Genomic DNA, 17,125 nt, shown 5'->3' on the forward strand with positions numbered 1-17,125 from the left:
TATTTCCTTCTTTTTATTTCTTTAATCGAAAAATTAAAGTAGCTCTTATATCTTTCGGAGAGCATACAAATTCCTCTTGCCAGAAGATATGCTCGACATGGCCTTCATAGAATGACAATAACTCCTTAATTCCATCTTGTAACTCTGATCCGTCAGGGATAATGTTCGTTTTTTCACCAAACATGAAGCCATAGACCATCAACCCTCCAGGCTTTGTCACACGAATTGACTCGGCAATCGTTAAAGCAATGTTTGGGCTATATTTAATAACCGCTGAACTATAGTAAATATCGAAGCTATTGTCCTCGTATTTCAGATCATTCATATCCATCACTTTAATCAACGGACTATATGAAAAAAGATCGATAGCTTCAACATTGTGAGACGATAACCCATAATAACGAAGTAATAGGACTTCTCCCTCATTCCTTGGCCCTACACAAAGTACTTTTGATTTTTTAAAATCTATATCTTGGATCGTTTTCATGACACTCATTAGACTTTCTGTACGATTTCGGTGCCCATATTCAAAACTTAGGATCTGTTTGTAATTGTGAATGAAACCATTAACATTGGTATTGTTAGCTTCCAGCACCCGCGGTTGTCTACGGAGTTGAGCAAGGCAGAAAAAAAAGAGCCATCTTATTCTCAAAGTCAGCGACAGCACTAATGGCTGCAACAGGACATATCGATAAATTGAGGGAAGAAGACGAGATTTCGGAAAATATCTTGGGAAGAACATACTCAGATACCATCTAATATAACAGGTCAATCGACGAATCTGAAACACTCGTGCTTCATTTAATATATTATTCATGTATGCATCCAAAGAAACACCACCTCTTATCGCCTGAATTGCACTAAAGAACTTCTCTCGAGATGAGTAATGTTTATCTTTCAGCTCAGATAAGATCTCAAGAACCTGATTAGGAACAATCTCTTGCAAAACGTTTAATGCACCGGCGTTTAATTTATAGCCTCTCATACGATGAATTAACTTAAGCACCCTACAATCTCCCTAATTTAAATTTTCTTAATTGCTAATAGACATAAGCTCATTATTGAATATTGCAGATTGAACCAAATCAACCTCTTTCCCTTCCCAGATAAAATGACGTGCTCGCCTCGCCTCTATTTTCATACCTGATCGTTTCATAAGTCGCAACATTGACTCATTCATTGCCATCGTACCTGCAGTTACCTTGCGAATGCCTTGATTCATAAGAAGTTCTCTTAATACAGCACTCCAAGCTGTTGTTGCAAGTCCGGTTCCCCAAGCTTTTTTCTCACCAACAATAATCGACATGTCTGCCACCCTATTGTGGATATCAATTGCAACACCAATATTACCAATATGACCCAAATTTGGTGTCAGAGCTTCTATTGCTAAAAAGTGGTCAGTCGTTTTTTCAACGGCTTCGAAATAGCTTGTACACGTTGCAAGTGTATGTTCGTAATAACGCTGTTCAGAAAATTTTACAACCTCCGGATCGTTTAACCAAGAAACATATCTTTGTGTTAAATGCTTCCGCTCGAACTTTACAATCCGAATGTCTCCTGATTCCAGAACAGGGAAAATTTTAGACATAATACTCCTTACGCATTGCCTCACATCTTGTCTTAAGGAATGCCATAATCCGTTTTGTTGAATCAAGCGGTGTCCCCCCTAAGTCTGTGGATGCTCGGTAAAAGGAAGAACACAATAGCTCACGTAAATAAGCACGCACTATATCACGCTGAGTAGCACATTTGATAGTTTGCATTCTGGTTAAAGGCAACCATGAACGTTCTATTTCGCGAGGAAGAATAGACAGTACTCGTGCTCCAAGTATATATGCTTCCAAGAGAAGCATTGAACTCATTCCAACGACAGCATCAGCTGTATAAATCAGTCTGTGTGGATCACCACCCTCACTTATACAATCAAATGCATTAAGATAATCTGACAAGCTTGTTGTTGCCTCTTTTGGATGGCGACGCAAAACCAAATAAGGTCGGGGAACTCCCTCCGCGGATAGCACAGCAATAGCATCAAGCAACTCCTCAATGACTATCTCGGTGCGCCCCACCGAGTGACCGCGACCAGTTAATGTGTATTCCTCAGAGTATTGATACTGAGCGGGATTGAGGCCTGTTGACAATTCAGAAGCAAAAACCAAAACAAGTTGATTCTCTGATACTTGTGGGAACAACTTTGTACGCAGAATATCGCGATCTTCTTTATCGAATCGTTCTTTCATTTGCATCAGATGATCATAATGTGGATGACCCGCAACCAAGATCTTTTGTTTTGGGAAACCTAAAGATTGGTATTCCTCAGCAGTCCAATCATCCGGCACTATCAGCCAATCTGGAGCGTGGGCAAGAGGATCATGGGTTTGACCACGAAAACGAAACGCTGCATTGGCGTAAAAATCAACAACACCTATCGAAGTAATTTGCATGTCTTGCGCTGCAGAGAGAAACGCAAGTCCGGGTGAGTCAAGGTTTTCCGATGTACCTGTAATTAATAACTCAGGTAATTCCCTGTATAAGATTTCTATAGCTTCAGCACTATTGCACACTACATGAGAAGACAATCCCTTTTCTTGAAATAACTGGGTGGCAGCACCTGCTGATAACAACGTTATGGAGCTTCCCTGCGTTTGCAATTCCAACGCAAGTGGCGCAATATAATTCACCGCACCAGGATCTTCAGCAAATAACAGCAAGTTCACTAGACGGCTTCCTCTATATATTCATTAATATGAGTCATTTTTTTTCGTCGAAATGACTCTAGTACTGCTTCCACAACAATACTCGTTTGCAATGCGGAATCTCCGGGGCTACAAGGCTTACTCTTTGTATAAAGCGCTAAAGCAAGATCATCATACATACGAAAAAGTGCCTCTCCTACTGTTGACTTCAGGTAATTTGCTTCATCAAATGCTATCTCATGCTCGCAAGCCATGCCTCGGTTAGGATGACGTTGTCGGTGAGCGATGGTCAGACCCTCATTTAAAATAGAGAGATGGCCATTCTCACCCCATATTTCCAGACCAACCTCTCGATAACTTGCGAATCGAATCGGTTGTATCGGCACAACCATACCGTTAATGAGATTCAGCACAAAGGGAAAATTCATATCACCAGCAATAGGACCTTCTACAAAAGTAGGCTGCTTGCCTAAAGGGGCTACTGATTCCACTTCGCCTAACAACATTCTGATAAAATCAATAAGATGAATGCCGTTATTCAACACGCCATTCCCATATACACCATGTGCAATCTGTGTTTTACCAACTATATCCTTCAATCCACCGTGACTAAGATGCTGAAATTGCTGATCCGCACGTCGCCAAAAATTAACGTGCACCTGTATATTTCGCATCCGACAATTGCGTAAAAATTCTGCACTATCATTCAGTGAACGGCCAAGAGGCTTCTCTACCAAAATGGCACGAAGATTTGGTAATGCTTCAATGATACCCAGTCTTGCTTCTGGCGGAGTAGCAAGAACCGCAACCTCGATTTCCGACGCAAATGAGCCTAAATTTGCTATATTTTTCTCGACCGCCGAGATCCCCCAGTGAATTTTTGCATCATCACGAGCCGCCTCATCAGGGTCAACCACAGCAACCCATTCAAACTTTGGATTGGCAACAAGAACCTGAGCATGGGTAGCATAACGATAATGCCTCGCCATAACGGGATCATTAGCGTATTTGCTTGACATTTTGCCAAAGCCAACGACAAGTGTACGTAGTGGTCTGTTCATCGTACTGCCTTTTCTAGACAATGAGCATTAATTGCCCGAAGCTCAGGCTCTTGTTTAAGTAACTCTATGATCTCGTGAATTCCAAAGGTATCACCATATCGAGGCTCAAGACGAGAATAGACTGCGCGAATGAATGCAAGATCTTCTGGATAGTCCAATTGCAATCTCTGATTCTCATCCTTCCATCCGCGAGGAGCAATCAGATGAGTAACTCTGTATTTCTCTGGATTTTCATAAAAATACAATGATACATGCTCACGTACAGCGGGATCATTTATAGACTCCGCAACCACAGCCAAATCACTTAACCGAAAAACTTGAACATCAGCCCCTTGAGGGTAAGAAGGCACTCTGGCATTCGTAACCACATGGCAGTCATTTGCAAAAAACGTTTCCACCCCGAGATCAATCACATCTGGATCAAGCAGAGGACAATCCCCTGTCACCTCAATAATAATCTCAGATCCCATCATTTGGTGGGCACCAACTACTCTACTGAGAACATCCTCTTCACTGCCGCGAAACACAGCCACATCATTCGATTTGGCCCAATGCACTAATTCATCATCAGCTGGCATTGTGGTTGTTGCAAGTACAATATCATCGATGGTTTGACAGTTGCGCAATCGTCTTAGCAAGCGCGTTAAAGCTGGAACACCGCCAATCTCCATGAGCACTTTCCCTGGAAGCCTAGAGGATCCCATTCGCGCTTCTATACTGGCAACAATTTTAGGCATAACTCACCTGCTGACTAGGGATAGTATGACGATATTGATGAACTTGACGTACGGCTTCTATTAATAAATCGATATGCTGCTCATCAACACGGTAGGCACAAGTCTCAAAACAGAGCAATTCCTTCTCATGCATCCGCTCCGCTACCGGACACAATCCCCTATTATAGCTACGTTGAGTTAATGTAAATGGCCATCCATCTCTGCCAAATGCTACCCGTTGCTGGAATAATGGAAGCAGATACAGCGGCTTAACATACCCAAGAAAATGAGGAAAACCTTCAGCTGTCAGTGCTGTACTAAACATTTTGCGTGATACACCCAAGCGAGCTTCATCTATTTTCGCAGCCCAGGTGTAGTAAACATGCCGACATCCAGGTCGAACTGCAGGAACGGTGAAGCCTTCCAAATCAGCGAGCCCTTGTGATAAGCGTTCCGCAAGATGTTGGCGACGACCTACCTCGGTATCAATCTTGCCAAGCTGCGAAATACCGACGGCAGCAGACATCTCTGTCATTCTGTAGTTGAAACCCACCATGTTCACAAGACTGCTCATCTGAGCCGGTGCTACGATGTTTTCAGCGTGGTTACGAATGGCTTGGAGCCGCAAAGCGAGTTCAGGATCTCTTGTAACACACATCCCCCCTTCTCCGGTATGAATGTGTTTATGATAATTCAGACTAAACACGCCAATATCTGCAATGGTCCCAGCATAGCGACCGTCTTCCATTGCCAAGGGCCCTTGCGCATTATCTTCAATGAACGCAATCTTAAATTCTTTCGCTAAGTTGGCAAGCTTCGCCAGAGGAGCCGGATGACCAAATAGGTTCACTGCTAGAATTGCTTTGGTTTTTGGTGTGATCGCCGCTCGAACCGCATCCGGATCCAGACAAAACGTATCGGGATCAATATCGACAAAGACCGGTATTGCACCATAAATAAGAGGAGCCATTGCCGTGGCAGACATGGTATATGGGGGAACAATCACTTCATCCCCAGGAGAAATACCCAGGGCACCAATGGCAGCATACAACCCAGAAGTAGCCGAATTGACGGACACGACATAGGGTATCTCAAATCGCTCGGCCCATAGCTGTTCAAATCGTTTAACTTCTACTCCGCCAAGAAATTCTTCCCCCCAACTGCCATAAAATCCTGATAATGAACCTCTCTCAAACACACGTTTTACCGCTTCAAAATCATCTTTACCGATCGTACTATCAGCCGGAAGAGGTTGCGCTATTACCGGACGTCCACCGTTGATTGCCAATTGTGCCATGTTGAATACCTCAACTGTTAGTTAGCTAATAAGATCCCAATCCATGCACGTACCACGCTTCACTGGTCTGGCAACGCGTTTTCCTATTAGCTGGTCAATGAATTTGGGCGGTAGGCCATACCCCGGACGAATTGCCCGCAGATTTTGAGACGTCAAAACATCCCCTGCCTCCAAATCTTCACAAATATAGAGTGTACGTCTAAAGACTAAAGAACCTTGTTCTTCCTTGGTTGGTCCCAGTTGTATCTGACCAAGAGCCTGCCAGGCAGTTTGTGTTTCTGTGACCAATTGCTTTAGTTCGGAAGGTTCAAGAGAGAAAGCCGCATCAACCCCACCTTCAGCACGACTAAGTGTCACATGTTTCTCAATGACTGAGGCACCAAGTGCGACACTGGCCACTGCTGCGCCAATACCTAATGTATGATCAGAAAGTCCGACTTCACAATGAAACAATGTCTTCAAATGTGGAATGGTTGCCAAGTTAGAAGATGCAGGGCTTGCTGGATAACTACTGGTACATTTAAGCAGAACCAAATTCTGACAACCTGCCTCACGAGCAGTACGGACTGCCTCATCAATTTCGGCTAATGTTGCCATGCCCGTAGAAATGATCACAGGTTTTCCTGTAGCAGCCACTTTGCGGATTAAAGGGAGATCCGTATTCTCAAACGAGGCAATTTTATAAGCGGGCACATCAAGTGATTCAAGGAAATCCACAGCCGTAGCATCAAACGGTGTACTGAATGCCACTAATCCACGAGTTTGAGCTCGTTTAAAAATGGCTTCATGCCACTCCCAAGGGGTATGCGCTTGTTCGTACAGTTTATAAAGACTATTCCCTTTCCATAGGCTTTTGGGATCCTCAATAAAAAACTCACGCTCAGCAAGATCAAGTGTCATGGTATCAGCAGTATACGTCTGTAGCTTAAGTGCATGAGCACCGCTATCTGCAATGGCATCGACGATAGCCAATGCTCGTTCAAGCGATTGATTATGATTACCAGACATCTCGGCAATAATGAAGGGAGGTGCTGCACTACCAACTGCCACCCCTCCGATAGCAAAGCTCATATTTACTCCTCTTTATTTAATTCTCGATAGATACTAGGTGCCTGTTGACATTTCATCTCAGAGTCTACGTCCCGCGACTTGTTCGCGGGATCCATGGATGCCGTGGACGAGCCACGGCACGTCGGCATTGTGATGCATGCGTCATTCCGTGATACAGGCTTCAATTCAAACACTTTGGCACCCATTCTTCGAGAAGGTGCTTCGTTGAACTGTAGCCGCATAAAAAGCCGTTGGCTACGCCTGTTTTCATCACGTACCTCAGCAACAAACTTGATGGCCGGTCTAATAGCTCGCCAATAATCCAAAGCATTTTGCAATAGTTTTCCTGCAAGACCGATACCGCGCAGTGTCTGATCAATACTAATGCTAACCAAGGCTTCCTCTTGTTTCTTGTCAAGATCAAATCGCACTAATCCCAAAGGAAGACCAGCCTCGTCTTCACCAATCAGCATGAGCGAATTAGGATCAGCCAATTTTGATGCAAACCACCGAGCATGCGCTTCTTCACCAATGGCTTCCTGGGAAAAGCTTTGCATGCGAACTTCAGGATCGTTCGCCCATTTTAGAAGCAGTGCTTCATCCACATGAGAAACGCGGCGCATGTAGATATTTAATGTAGGATGGCCAAGCAAAATACGAGCAATTCGCTTACAACCTAAGCCATCGACTAATTGACTCGCCATTCTTGATAAACGGATTAAGGCTGCAGGCTCTTTGAGCAATTGTGCAATCGCTTGCTGCCAATCGACAGGGGTAATAGGTAACTCATCACTTAAAGACACTTGATACCCGTCGACAGCCAGCATCTGAGTAAATGCTTTTTGATTGTCTGCAACACTGGTCACCACGGAGGGTTTGCCTAAGCACATTCTCTCCCAAGTGGTTGCACCACCAGCGCCAATGACAAGATCAGCACGAGCAAGAAGCCCAGCCAGTGTAGGAAGATTGCGATATACAGTTGTTCCTGGTCGAACAGTGGCTTGTTGTATAATCTCATCGGGCTCGGGGTGATTTGGCCCGATAACCACATCAACAACCAAGTGCTGCAAATCAGCCTGACTCAAGGCTTTGAGTACCTTGCTTGTCTGTCCGGTAGCATCACCGCTGCCAAAAAAAACCAGAACGCGACGCACTTGTCCATCACAGGGCGGCAAAATAGCACGCAATTGTGCATATTCCGGCTGGAGCAAGGCATTATATGGTCCAAGTAAACATTGACAAGAATCAGGTACTCGACCCTTGTAGCGACGTTGAACCAAGTCTCTAAAATAGTTTTGATCGAGCAAAAGATCGCAATCGTGATCGCGGTTCGCCAGATCATCAATAGCCATAATCCGTCCTACTGCCGGACGAATCATTTTCTCCCAGGTGATATCCAGACCATAATGGTCTACTACCAACCAATCGTACCCTTGACCATCAAGACTTGCGAGTGTCTCGGCAGCATCTTCTTCTTGTGTTACTCCTAACCAAGCCGAATACTCATTGCGATCAAGCTTAGATTTTGTGATTGGAATCGAAAGGCGATGTACCTGGTATTCTCCGTCTTCGATCCTGTCAATCATGTGGCCTGGATGTTGACGACTTAAAAACAATACCTCAGCTCCTCGACTACGCAGCTCCGAAGCCAACGTCAAGCATCTCATCAAATGGCCACTGCCTATTTGTGCACTACTATCCACCCGAAATGCAACCCGCATTGACTTATCCTATTAAATTCACACATGTTAATTGAGCCGTTTAAATCCAGCATGACATACTGGGCCTGTGAGTAGGCTCATCACGTCGCGACCCTCTTCACATTCAGCAATCAAAGCAAAAATTGGCGCAAGCTCATTAAAATAGTCATCGATGACTTCTGATGTATGAGCAATACTTGTGTAAACACAATTGCTTGCCAAATAGCCTTTTGCGAGCATTTCCTGGGTGATTAAGGTTTTGTAGGCTAAAGCATTAGGACTTGCTATGGTAAAACCAGCTAAGGCAGGTAATCCCCAAAGTTCAATCTTTAAATGATACTCATTCGCTAGTGCTTGCCAGCGTTTTTTGATTTGATTTCCTTTTTGAGTAATGGCTTCCCAAGAGCGCAATTTTTCCATAATCTCTAGCGTTTTTAATCCCGCAGCAGGGCCAATACGTTCCGTCCAGAACGTACTGCTAATAAAGCTCGTTTGAGCCGCCTCCATGATTTCGCGCCGCCCAATGGTTGCGGTGATGGCATAACCATTCCCCATCGCCTTACCAAACATAGCCATGTCGGGCTCAACACCATAGAGTTTATGAAGACCACCAAAAGTTTGACGAAACCCTGAGGTACATTCATCAAAAATCAGCACAATCCCTTTATCAGAGGCCAACTTACGAACATTTTCCAAAAAACCAGGCTCTGGTCCCTGATTGCGCGACACTTCCATTTTGATCACACCAATGTCATGGTTATTAACTAAATTTTGAAGCTCATCAAAACGGTTATAGTTAAAGGGATAAATGGTATCGCGTAAATTTGCAGGTACACCATTAGGCTCCAATCCAGGTAACAAATGATCACCTAACGATTCACCACTTTTTAAATTCGCTGCCAAATACCAATCATGCCAACCATGATAGCCACAGAAAGCCACCTTATCTTTACCACTGGCAGCACGGGCAATACGAATAGCAATGGCATTGGCTTCACCACCAGAGCGCGCAAAACGCACCATATCCGCCCAAGGATGCAACTCAATCAGTCGCTCAGCAAGATAGACCTCTTCCGGACAATTCAGTGTGCTCATATTGCCAGCATCAATCGTTGCATGCACGGCTGCGTCTACTTCGGGATGGCCATAACCGAGAATATTGGTGCCAATACCCATAATGGACATATCAATGAATTCGTTGTTATCCAGATCCCATACCTTACAACCCTTGGCTTTACTATAGTAAGCTGGCCATAAATCGGGTAAAAACATCTCGGCCCGCTTGGACAATAACATATTCCCACCGGGGATTACTTGCTTAGCTCGCTTCCAAAGTTTTTGTCCAGTACCCATTTTTGCCCCTTCATTTCGAATGAGATGTTGATTCGCTACAAACAATTCTGGTTTTTCATTATGCAAACGAATAACTTCCTCCCAAGAAAAATCCAGACGCGGATGAAAATGCTCATAGATATTTTTAATAACAGTAAAATCATCTAGCTCATCTACAGTCCAGCGCTGACAGGAGTGATCTTCAGGATTGCTATGATTCAACTTAGAAAACCCTGCTGTTTCGCGCATAAAGAGCGTGACGTGTTCACGGTAGGAAGAATGCTTTGCCTCAGAATAACATGTTTGCAATGCTCTAAAACTAAAAACTTCAATATCAAGGCCATCTGGAAATGTCGGAGGGGCTATATTACTGACATAATCAACATTATTTTCTATAAATTTCGCAATCAATGTGTCAACAAGTTCTGGATCGACCAAAGGACAGTCACCAGTAATACGCACAACCACATCCGCCTTAACGGATTGGGCAGCATGATAATATCTTGCCAGTACATCTTTTTCACTGCCTCGAAAAACACCATACCCAAGCTGCTGAACATACTCTGTCAAACTTGCATTACGAGGATCTTCTGAAGTAGCAAGAACAATTTCATCAAGCTTTGTAGCACGAGATAAACGCTGCAATAGTAAACCTATCATGGGGGTAGCACCAATGGTACGCATTACTTTATTAGGTAGGCGTGTAGAACCCATACGGGCTTGAACGATAGCAACTATTTTCATAAAACAAGACTCATTAATGTAAGGCCTTCAAGACAGCCATTGTTTAGAAAAAAATCGGGACGTTGACCTTCTACTGTAAATCCAGCCTTCACAAAAGCGCGTTCACTTGCTTTATTACTTGCATAACAACCAGCAGTTAGTTTACGTAATTTCAGTTCGTCACGAGCAATAATAGAAAGCAATTTAATGGCATGAGTAGCAATGCCTTTCCCCTGAGCCTTTTTCTCACCAATCATGATTCCAACCTCACCAAGCCCATGCCATCGGTTAATTTCAAGCTTGATATTACCAACATGCATGTTCTCTAGCTCGATACAACGAATGCCAAGCAGTAATGTATGCTCTCTTGCCTTACAGTCACTAACAAACTGTTGCGTACTCTTAAGCGTATGGCTCGCAAATCGACTCTCAAGATAACGATTAATCTCTGGATCGTTTAGCCAATTGACATAGGAAGTCGTCACATCGGCTTCCTCAAGCCTAAACAACTTAATGTATTCATTAGACCAAGAATCGCTCATTAAGTATTCATCCTGATTGAGATACCCTCATTGCGTAAATGAGCCCTTAATTGCATAGGGTTTTGATCCCGAAAGCTGAAGAATGTTCCGGCAGCAACAGCTTCAACACCGCCCTGTTGAAAACCCTCAGCAAAATGCTCAATTAAACCACAACCCCCGGATAAAATCACAGGGATTGGAACGGCTTCAGCCACAATGCGACCAATAGCATAGTTAAGTCCTAAACCCAGGCCATCTCGTTCAACATCTGTCAGAAGAATTTCTCCTGCCCCAGCCTTAGCAACCTCTTGTGCCCACTCAACAACATCAATCTTGCTAGATTGTTTGAGTTGTGGCTGAAATACTACATACCGACCTTCGGCATCCTTCTGAAAATCGATTGAAACGACTACACATTGTGAACCAAATCGACTTGCGGCTTCACTAATCAAATTGGGATGAGAGATGGCTTTGGAATTAATACACACCTTATCTGCGCCATACTGCAATAAAGTAGAGAAATCGGCTAAGGTACATACACCGCCACCTACTGCCAATGGCATGAATGTCTCGCAAGCAAGACGCTCAACAAGGTTAAGCATGGTTGCATCATCACCTATTGTTGTGCCATTGATATTCAAAACAATCAACTCATCTGCCAGTTGTGCTTCGTAGATCTTCGCTTGTGATACTGCATCCCCTACATCATAGGTTTCTTTATATTGCTTTGTGGTAACAAGAACAGGACGAGTAACCGAACCAATTTTGCGGTATTTAATTAACAACTTTGGGATTAATCTTTTTTTAAGTAAGGTCAACGTCATTGTAAAAGAAATCCTCTTAGAAATCGCAGCCCTGCTTCTTGACTTTTTTCCGGGTGAAATTGTGCAGCAATAATATTATCTCGTTTTATAATTGCACCAAAGCGCACCCCGTGAGTACAAAAACCAACCACCTCTTTTTCAGTAGGATTTTGATAGGCGAAGGAATGATCAAAGTAAAAATCAGCTTTATTCCCGGAAATAAACTCACCAAAATCACATTCAAATTGCACTGAGTTCCAACCAACATGGGGAACACGAATGCCAGGGTATGTTGGAATTCGCTTAATATCACCATTAAACCAGCTAAGACCTGGTGTTTCTGGTGATTCTTCACTGCATTCAGTTAAAAGCTGCATCCCTACACAAATTCCTAATAGGGGCTTACGCTCTTCAAAGGCCCAGCGCTCGATACTTGGTATAAATTCACTTGAACGTAGATTTTCTACACAAAAACCAAAAGCACCCACTCCCGGTAAAACAAGATGTGTACATTCCAATAACTGCTTCTCTGTTGTCACTCGAAGCACGCGCGCCCCAATATGGTTAAATGCATTTTCAATGGATTGAATATTGCCGGCTTGATAATCGATGATACCAACGACTGACTTCTTGGCTGTGTGCATTTAAGCTATCTCTTCTCGTACTTTGCTAGCACGCCAACGGGCAACTATTTCTTCAACATCGACGCGAAACATCGCACCATCGCGACTCCATGAATCAAAATCAGACGTTTTTTTACCAGGCTGCGTCTTTTCCAGATCATGCTCATAGGGGCTTACTTGATGACTCATGGCGATGTCAAGAAACTCTTCTTCCGTAAGACCAATGAAATCCAAAAATAGATCAAGACTGGGTGGTCTACGTCCTTCATACTCTGCAATAAGTTTTTTACCTTCTTCAAGGGTTAATCGACCATGGCGAATATCAAGAGCTACGAGGTGAGATGGACGTGAATAACCACGTTTAATGTACTTAATATAATCTCGAACGCCTTGCATATAACATTCAATTTTTTCGTATTGGTATTGAGGAGGTACATTCTCGACCTGATCTCCTTTCCAACCTAATTCTTGCTGAATGATTTCTGATTGTCGTTTTACATCCCAAGGAATATAGGAACCTAAACAAACCGAACGGTAATTCAGTGCACGTAACTCCTTTAGAGGAGGATAGGAATAAGGTTTAAGATGACGAATATCGACCTGTCCACCAAGACGAATGAACATATCGTCGGCACTGATTCCAAGATTAACGTAGCGATTAAATCGTTTTTCATCAACCTCTTCGACCTGGTCGTAACTGAAGTAAGCGGTATATTCTGCCGAACGTTCCCCCCAGAATATTAATGGAACCTTCTTCTCAAGCGCCACCCACATGGGGTAGGAAAAAATACCCGTGTGGCAGTGCCAACAAAAATCACCCTTCTCAAGGAAACTTTGGAGCATCAGTTTTTGAACGACTTTCCAATTGGGCGTAAATGTCATAATATCGACACCCAAAGTCCGAGCAGTACGCTTAACATTTTCCTCAAGATTTGGCCTCATAAAGCCATGATCAAACCGTACCACTAGCGGCTTGATATTATATTCTTTAACAAGATAATAAAGCGTCCAAGTACTATCCTTTCCTCCGCTAAACGGAATAATACAATCGTAATCATATTTCCCGCGGTGTTCCTCTATAAGTTCATCAAGCGCTCTTTTATTCATTGACCAATCAATACAATCCCGCTTGTACTCTTGTTGTCGGCAAATATTACAAACACCACTCTCATCAAATGAAATCGTTTCGTGAGTTTCAGGAAGTCCACAAAAGGAGCATCGTTTCATTTGCTTACCTCATATCTAGTTTCTTTTGAATGCCAACATCGCGGATCAATAATATCTTGATCAGTCGTAGCAAGCGCTAAGTCACTCATAGGAGTGATACTATCCCATGCGCTCATAATTTCTTCAAGATGAGATAACCTGTCTACTCCTACTACGCAATAGCGAACTCCAGGCAATCCCTTTGCAATACTTAAAGCAGCCTGTAGAGGACTGAGTCCATGGTGGTTGCACCAATTTTGCCAGGCATTAATAATTCCTGTTGCTTGGGGTAACCGTTTAGCCACAATTTCAGGAGCTAGCAAAAGGATTCCTTGCAGAAAAACACTACGCAAATATAGTTCTACACCGTTCAAATGAGTAGCTGACATTAAACGCTGATCAAATGCATTCCCGGGTACTTGAGCGACCTCCACAGGATATTTTCCGTGCAAAATCTCAAGCTCTAAAGGTGAATAACAGGATACGCCAAGACGAATAGTCGAATCAGAAATTGCTTTAGATGCTGTATTCCAAACAAACTCGCCCTGTTCATGAAGCAAATCATCACTACAATGAAACAAGAGAGTATCTAACCGTCTACCTAGACGTTGGCGTGTTTTGTCGATGGATTCAATGACAAAATCAGCCATGGCATTAGCACTTAACTCATGAGGGATTGCTGGTATCTTTGATACCATCTTGAACGGATAATCCCCTACCAGGGCATCCAAACGCTCTTCAATATCACCATAAACGGGGGCTGTATCAAGTGCGCGAATACCTAGCTCCCATGCTCTTGCAAAAATTTGTCGCACTTCCTTTGGCGGAACTGGCTCACCACGGCCAGCAATCCCATATTTTACCCCAAACTGTACTGTTCCTAAGGCTAGCTGAACATTGGATGGTGTCATTTTTGCAATACCTTGGTTAATACCTCAATGATCTCGGATTGTTGAGATGCTTCAAGACCAAAAAATAAAGGGAGGGTAATTGCATTAGCATAATATTGCTCTGCTTCACTGCAGAAGATTTCTGCAAAATTCAATTTTCTATAATAAGGGTGTTTGTAAACCGGGATATAGTGCACGTTAACTCCAATCCCTGATTTTCGCAGATAAGCAAACAAAGCGTTGCGATCGAGAGGAGAGTGCTTTGGATCAACTTGAATAACATAAAGATGAAAAGACGAACAAGTGCTCTGATGCTGAAACGGTCGTTTTAAAGGAAGCTGTGCAAGAGAGTGATCATATACCGCAGCAAGATGCCGTCTTTGTGTAACGAACTGCTCTAATCGCTCAAGCTGCTTTACCCCAAGAGCGGCTTGAATATCCGTCATGCGATAATTAAACCCAAGCTCAATCTGCTCATAAAACCAAGCACCTTGTTGAGTATCTTGCATCTGCTTCAGATCGCGCGTGATACCATGAGAACGTAAACGTTGCATACGCTCCGCTAAGTTAGCGTTGTTGGTTAACGCTATGCCGCCTTCTCCAGTTGTAATAATCTTAACTGGATGAAAACTAAAAACAGCAATGTCGCTGTAAATACAACTCCCTACGGGTTTATCCTTATATTGTGCACCAATTGCATGTGAAGCATCTTCAATAATCTTAAAACCATAACGCTGAGCAAGCGCATGAATTTCAGCCATCTCGCAAGATTGACCGGCAAAATGTACTGGGACAACGATTTTGGGGAGAGTACCTAAGTGTTCAGCGTGCTCCAGTTTTTCCGCAAGCGCTTTAACACTTAAATTGTAAGTATGAGGGTCAATGTCGACAAAATCGACTTTTGCTCCACAATAAAGCCCACAGTTGGCAGAAGCAGCAAACGTATTTGGTGAAGTCCAAAGCCAATCACCAGGACCAAGCTCCAAAGCAAGACAGGCAATATGCAAAGCACTGGTCGCAGAGTTAGCAGCAACAGCGTACTTAGCACCAACCTTATCAGCCACTGTTTGTTCGAAGCGAGGAACCATTGGACCTTGTGTCAACCAATCGGACCGCAATACCTCAACTACAGCAGCAATATCATCTTCCGTAATGTTTTGACGGCCATAAGGTATCATACAGCCTCTGCCTCTGCCATTTGATTAAATTTAACAATCTCTTCTACAGTAAGGAAATGTTCGTTTTTACCTGAGTTATACTCAAACCCTTGCTCCACAGGGCAACTCTTCTCACCTAATTTATTAGAGGAAAACTTATTATTATGATCAGTAAATGAGATAGAAGGAGTTATAACAAAATGATCAAGAAACTCAAGCGTTAAATGAGAATCATCGGCAGGACACATCACTTCATGAATTTTTTCCCCTGGTCGAATGCCTATCACTCTTTGTTCCATATGAGGAGCCATTGCTGTCGCTAAATCAACAATACGAACGGATGGAATCTTGGGAACAAAAATTTCACCACCACTCATTCGCTCAAAATTTTTAAGAACAAAATCAACACCTTGCTGCAAAGTAATCCAAAAACGAGTCATGCGAACATCAGTGATGGGCAAATATTCAGCGTTTTGGGTAATGAGTTTTTTGAAAAAAGGCACTACTGAACCACGTGAACCGACGACATTCCCATAACGTACTACTGCGAAGCGTGTGCGATGACCACCAGCTACGTTATTTGCTGCAACAAATAGCTTGTCTGAAGCTAATTTGGTAGCACCATACAGATTAATTGGGTTTGCTGCCTTATCTGTCGAGAGAGCAATGACCTTCTCTACATCTGCTGCAAGTGCAGCCTGAATTACATTTTCCGCACCATGTATGTTAGTTTTTATACACTCCATTGGATTGTACTCAGCAGCAGGAACCTGCTTAAGCGCTGCAGCATGAATAACATAATCCACACCTCGCATAGCCATGGTCAAGCGTTCTTGATCACGCACATCGCCAATAAAATAACGCATGCAATCGTACTGTTTATCCGAAAAAATTTGAGCCATTTCATATTGCTTCATTTCATCTCGGGAATATACGATGAGCTTCTTTGGCTGATAACGATTTAAAATTGTACGGACATACTGATTTCCGAACGATCCACTGCCACCAGTAATGAGAATTGACTTATTATTGAACATGGTATTCACTCGTTTTTCTTGTCACCAGGCTACACACTAAAACTACTCCTTTTTGTTTTTATCTTTCGCGTGAATATTAATCACACGCTTAAAAAATGTCCTTCTCCCATGTTTAATTCTGTACAGTCAACAATTGGCAACCAGAATAGCCAGCACGAGCAAATTGCCAGCATCAAACAATGGAATTCATTTTATTTCGCGGATTCACTAGAAAAATCCCTGCAAAATAAAGTAACCAGTGCTGCTGATAATCATGGTTTCCCTCCAACATGATTATCTTCATCTACTTATAAAGTTGGGCCCAATCTAGTGA

At 43.1% G+C, this 17,125-nt stretch carries 17 protein-coding genes; 1 reads left to right on the top strand and 16 read right to left on the bottom strand.

Features of this window, described 5'->3' with window-relative positions:
- Window positions 1-13: 13 nt before the first annotated feature.
- From CKV79_RS08775 to pseB, 16 genes are read right to left on the bottom strand one after another with little or no spacing between them, the layout of a single operon-like run.
- Window positions 14-1,006 carry a methyltransferase domain-containing protein gene (locus CKV79_RS08775; RefSeq protein ID WP_028373031.1) on the bottom strand — a complete coding sequence of 331 codons (993 nt, stop codon included), beginning with the start codon at window positions 1,004-1,006 and terminating at the stop codon, window positions 14-16.
- Between the two features lie 27 nt (window positions 1,007-1,033).
- Window positions 1,034-1,588: a GNAT family N-acetyltransferase gene (locus tag CKV79_RS08780; RefSeq protein ID WP_051546138.1), complete on the bottom strand. Its 555-nt coding sequence runs from the start codon at window positions 1,586-1,588 to the stop codon at window positions 1,034-1,036.
- Window positions 1,581-2,717 (bottom strand): hypothetical protein, encoded by a 1,137-nt coding sequence (locus CKV79_RS08785; protein ID WP_028373030.1) that lies wholly within the window; start codon window positions 2,715-2,717, stop codon window positions 1,581-1,583. The genes CKV79_RS08780 and CKV79_RS08785 overlap by 8 nt, the downstream gene beginning before the upstream one ends.
- A complete protein-coding gene (locus CKV79_RS08790) occupies window positions 2,717-3,757 on the bottom strand; it encodes a Gfo/Idh/MocA family protein (RefSeq protein WP_028373029.1) in 1,041 nt (346 codons plus the stop codon). Before CKV79_RS08790 ends, CKV79_RS08785 begins: the two co-directional genes overlap by 1 nt.
- Window positions 3,754-4,494: a cytidylyltransferase domain-containing protein gene (locus tag CKV79_RS08795; protein ID WP_028373028.1), complete on the bottom strand. Its 741-nt coding sequence runs from the start codon at window positions 4,492-4,494 to the stop codon at window positions 3,754-3,756. Before CKV79_RS08795 ends, CKV79_RS08790 begins: the two co-directional genes overlap by 4 nt.
- The gene (locus tag CKV79_RS08800; RefSeq protein WP_035915362.1) at window positions 4,487-5,770 is read right to left on the bottom strand and encodes a DegT/DnrJ/EryC1/StrS family aminotransferase; all 1,284 of its coding nucleotides are present in this window, start codon (window positions 5,768-5,770) and stop codon (window positions 4,487-4,489) included. The genes CKV79_RS08795 and CKV79_RS08800 overlap by 8 nt, the downstream gene beginning before the upstream one ends.
- Before the next feature lie 21 nt (window positions 5,771-5,791).
- Window positions 5,792-6,841: a pseudaminic acid synthase gene (gene pseI, locus CKV79_RS08805; RefSeq protein ID WP_028373027.1), complete on the bottom strand. Its 1,050-nt coding sequence runs from the start codon at window positions 6,839-6,841 to the stop codon at window positions 5,792-5,794.
- 2 nt (window positions 6,842-6,843) lie between these two features.
- Window positions 6,844-8,541: a UDP-2,4-diacetamido-2,4,6-trideoxy-beta-L-altropyranose hydrolase gene (pseG, locus tag CKV79_RS08810; protein WP_051546137.1), complete on the bottom strand. Its 1,698-nt coding sequence runs from the start codon at window positions 8,539-8,541 to the stop codon at window positions 6,844-6,846.
- Window positions 8,542-8,568: 27 nt separating this feature from the next.
- Window positions 8,569-10,596, bottom strand: a complete 2,028-nt coding sequence (locus CKV79_RS08815) for an aminotransferase class III-fold pyridoxal phosphate-dependent enzyme (RefSeq protein WP_028373026.1) — start codon at window positions 10,594-10,596, stop codon at window positions 8,569-8,571.
- The gene (locus CKV79_RS08820; protein ID WP_035915358.1) at window positions 10,593-11,117 is read right to left on the bottom strand and encodes a GNAT family N-acetyltransferase; all 525 of its coding nucleotides are present in this window, start codon (window positions 11,115-11,117) and stop codon (window positions 10,593-10,595) included. The genes CKV79_RS08815 and CKV79_RS08820 overlap by 4 nt, the downstream gene beginning before the upstream one ends.
- Window positions 11,117-11,920, bottom strand: coding sequence for an imidazole glycerol phosphate synthase subunit HisF (gene hisF, locus CKV79_RS08825; RefSeq protein ID WP_035915356.1), 804 nt, complete (start codon window positions 11,918-11,920; stop codon window positions 11,117-11,119). The genes CKV79_RS08820 and hisF overlap by 1 nt, the downstream gene beginning before the upstream one ends.
- Window positions 11,917-12,543, bottom strand: coding sequence for an imidazole glycerol phosphate synthase subunit HisH (hisH, locus tag CKV79_RS08830; RefSeq protein ID WP_028373023.1), 627 nt, complete (start codon window positions 12,541-12,543; stop codon window positions 11,917-11,919). Before hisH ends, hisF begins: the two co-directional genes overlap by 4 nt.
- Window positions 12,544-13,749, bottom strand: coding sequence for an N-acetyl sugar amidotransferase (locus CKV79_RS08835; RefSeq protein ID WP_035915354.1), 1,206 nt, complete (start codon window positions 13,747-13,749; stop codon window positions 12,544-12,546).
- Window positions 13,746-14,639, bottom strand: coding sequence for an aldo/keto reductase (locus CKV79_RS08840; protein ID WP_028373022.1), 894 nt, complete (start codon window positions 14,637-14,639; stop codon window positions 13,746-13,748). Before CKV79_RS08840 ends, CKV79_RS08835 begins: the two co-directional genes overlap by 4 nt.
- Window positions 14,636-15,796: a UDP-4-amino-4,6-dideoxy-N-acetyl-beta-L-altrosamine transaminase gene (gene pseC / locus CKV79_RS08845; protein ID WP_028373021.1), complete on the bottom strand. Its 1,161-nt coding sequence runs from the start codon at window positions 15,794-15,796 to the stop codon at window positions 14,636-14,638. The genes CKV79_RS08840 and pseC overlap by 4 nt, the downstream gene beginning before the upstream one ends.
- Window positions 15,793-16,812: a UDP-N-acetylglucosamine 4,6-dehydratase (inverting) gene (pseB, locus tag CKV79_RS08850; protein ID WP_028373020.1), complete on the bottom strand. Its 1,020-nt coding sequence runs from the start codon at window positions 16,810-16,812 to the stop codon at window positions 15,793-15,795. The genes pseC and pseB overlap by 4 nt, the downstream gene beginning before the upstream one ends.
- Before the next feature lie 108 nt (window positions 16,813-16,920).
- On the opposite strand from pseB, the gene CKV79_RS13835 reads away from it, so the two are divergent.
- Entirely contained in the window at window positions 16,921-17,085 is a 165-nt protein-coding gene (locus CKV79_RS13835; RefSeq protein WP_154660307.1) for a hypothetical protein, read from the top strand.
- Window positions 17,086-17,125: the final 40 nt, after the last annotated feature.

Origin of the sequence: Legionella lansingensis (genome assembly GCF_900187355.1) — a bacterium.
GTDB lineage: Bacteria > Pseudomonadota > Gammaproteobacteria > Legionellales > Legionellaceae > Tatlockia > Tatlockia lansingensis.

What these genes read in the sequence shown, in the direction of transcription:
- CKV79_RS08780 (WP_051546138.1), bottom strand. Translation starts at nt 1,588, where the DNA reads ATGTCTAAAATTTTCCCTGTTCTGGAATCAGGAGACATTCGGATTGTA.
- CKV79_RS08790 (WP_028373029.1), bottom strand. Translation starts at nt 3,757, where the DNA reads ATGAACAGACCACTACGTACACTTGTCGTTGGCTTTGGCAAAATGTCA.
- CKV79_RS08795 (WP_028373028.1), bottom strand. Translation starts at nt 4,494, where the DNA reads ATGCCTAAAATTGTTGCCAGTATAGAAGCGCGAATGGGATCCTCTAGG.
- CKV79_RS08800 (WP_035915362.1), bottom strand. Translation starts at nt 5,770, where the DNA reads ATGGCACAATTGGCAATCAACGGTGGACGTCCGGTAATAGCGCAACCT.
- pseI (WP_028373027.1), bottom strand. Translation starts at nt 6,841, where the DNA reads ATGAGCTTTGCTATCGGAGGGGTGGCAGTTGGTAGTGCAGCACCTCCC.
- pseG (WP_051546137.1), bottom strand. Translation starts at nt 8,541, where the DNA reads ATGCGGGTTGCATTTCGGGTGGATAGTAGTGCACAAATAGGCAGTGGC.
- CKV79_RS08815 (WP_028373026.1), bottom strand. Translation starts at nt 10,596, where the DNA reads ATGAAAATAGTTGCTATCGTTCAAGCCCGTATGGGTTCTACACGCCTA.
- CKV79_RS08820 (WP_035915358.1), bottom strand. Translation starts at nt 11,117, where the DNA reads ATGAGCGATTCTTGGTCTAATGAATACATTAAGTTGTTTAGGCTTGAG.
- hisF (WP_035915356.1), bottom strand. Translation starts at nt 11,920, where the DNA reads ATGACGTTGACCTTACTTAAAAAAAGATTAATCCCAAAGTTGTTAATT.
- hisH (WP_028373023.1), bottom strand. Translation starts at nt 12,543, where the DNA reads ATGCACACAGCCAAGAAGTCAGTCGTTGGTATCATCGATTATCAAGCC.
- CKV79_RS08835 (WP_035915354.1), bottom strand. Translation starts at nt 13,749, where the DNA reads ATGAAACGATGCTCCTTTTGTGGACTTCCTGAAACTCACGAAACGATT.
- CKV79_RS08840 (WP_028373022.1), bottom strand. Translation starts at nt 14,639, where the DNA reads ATGACACCATCCAATGTTCAGCTAGCCTTAGGAACAGTACAGTTTGGG.
- pseC (WP_028373021.1), bottom strand. Translation starts at nt 15,796, where the DNA reads ATGATACCTTATGGCCGTCAAAACATTACGGAAGATGATATTGCTGCT.
- pseB (WP_028373020.1), bottom strand. Translation starts at nt 16,812, where the DNA reads ATGTTCAATAATAAGTCAATTCTCATTACTGGTGGCAGTGGATCGTTC.
- CKV79_RS13835 (WP_154660307.1), top strand. Translation starts at nt 16,921, where the DNA reads ATGTTTAATTCTGTACAGTCAACAATTGGCAACCAGAATAGCCAGCAC.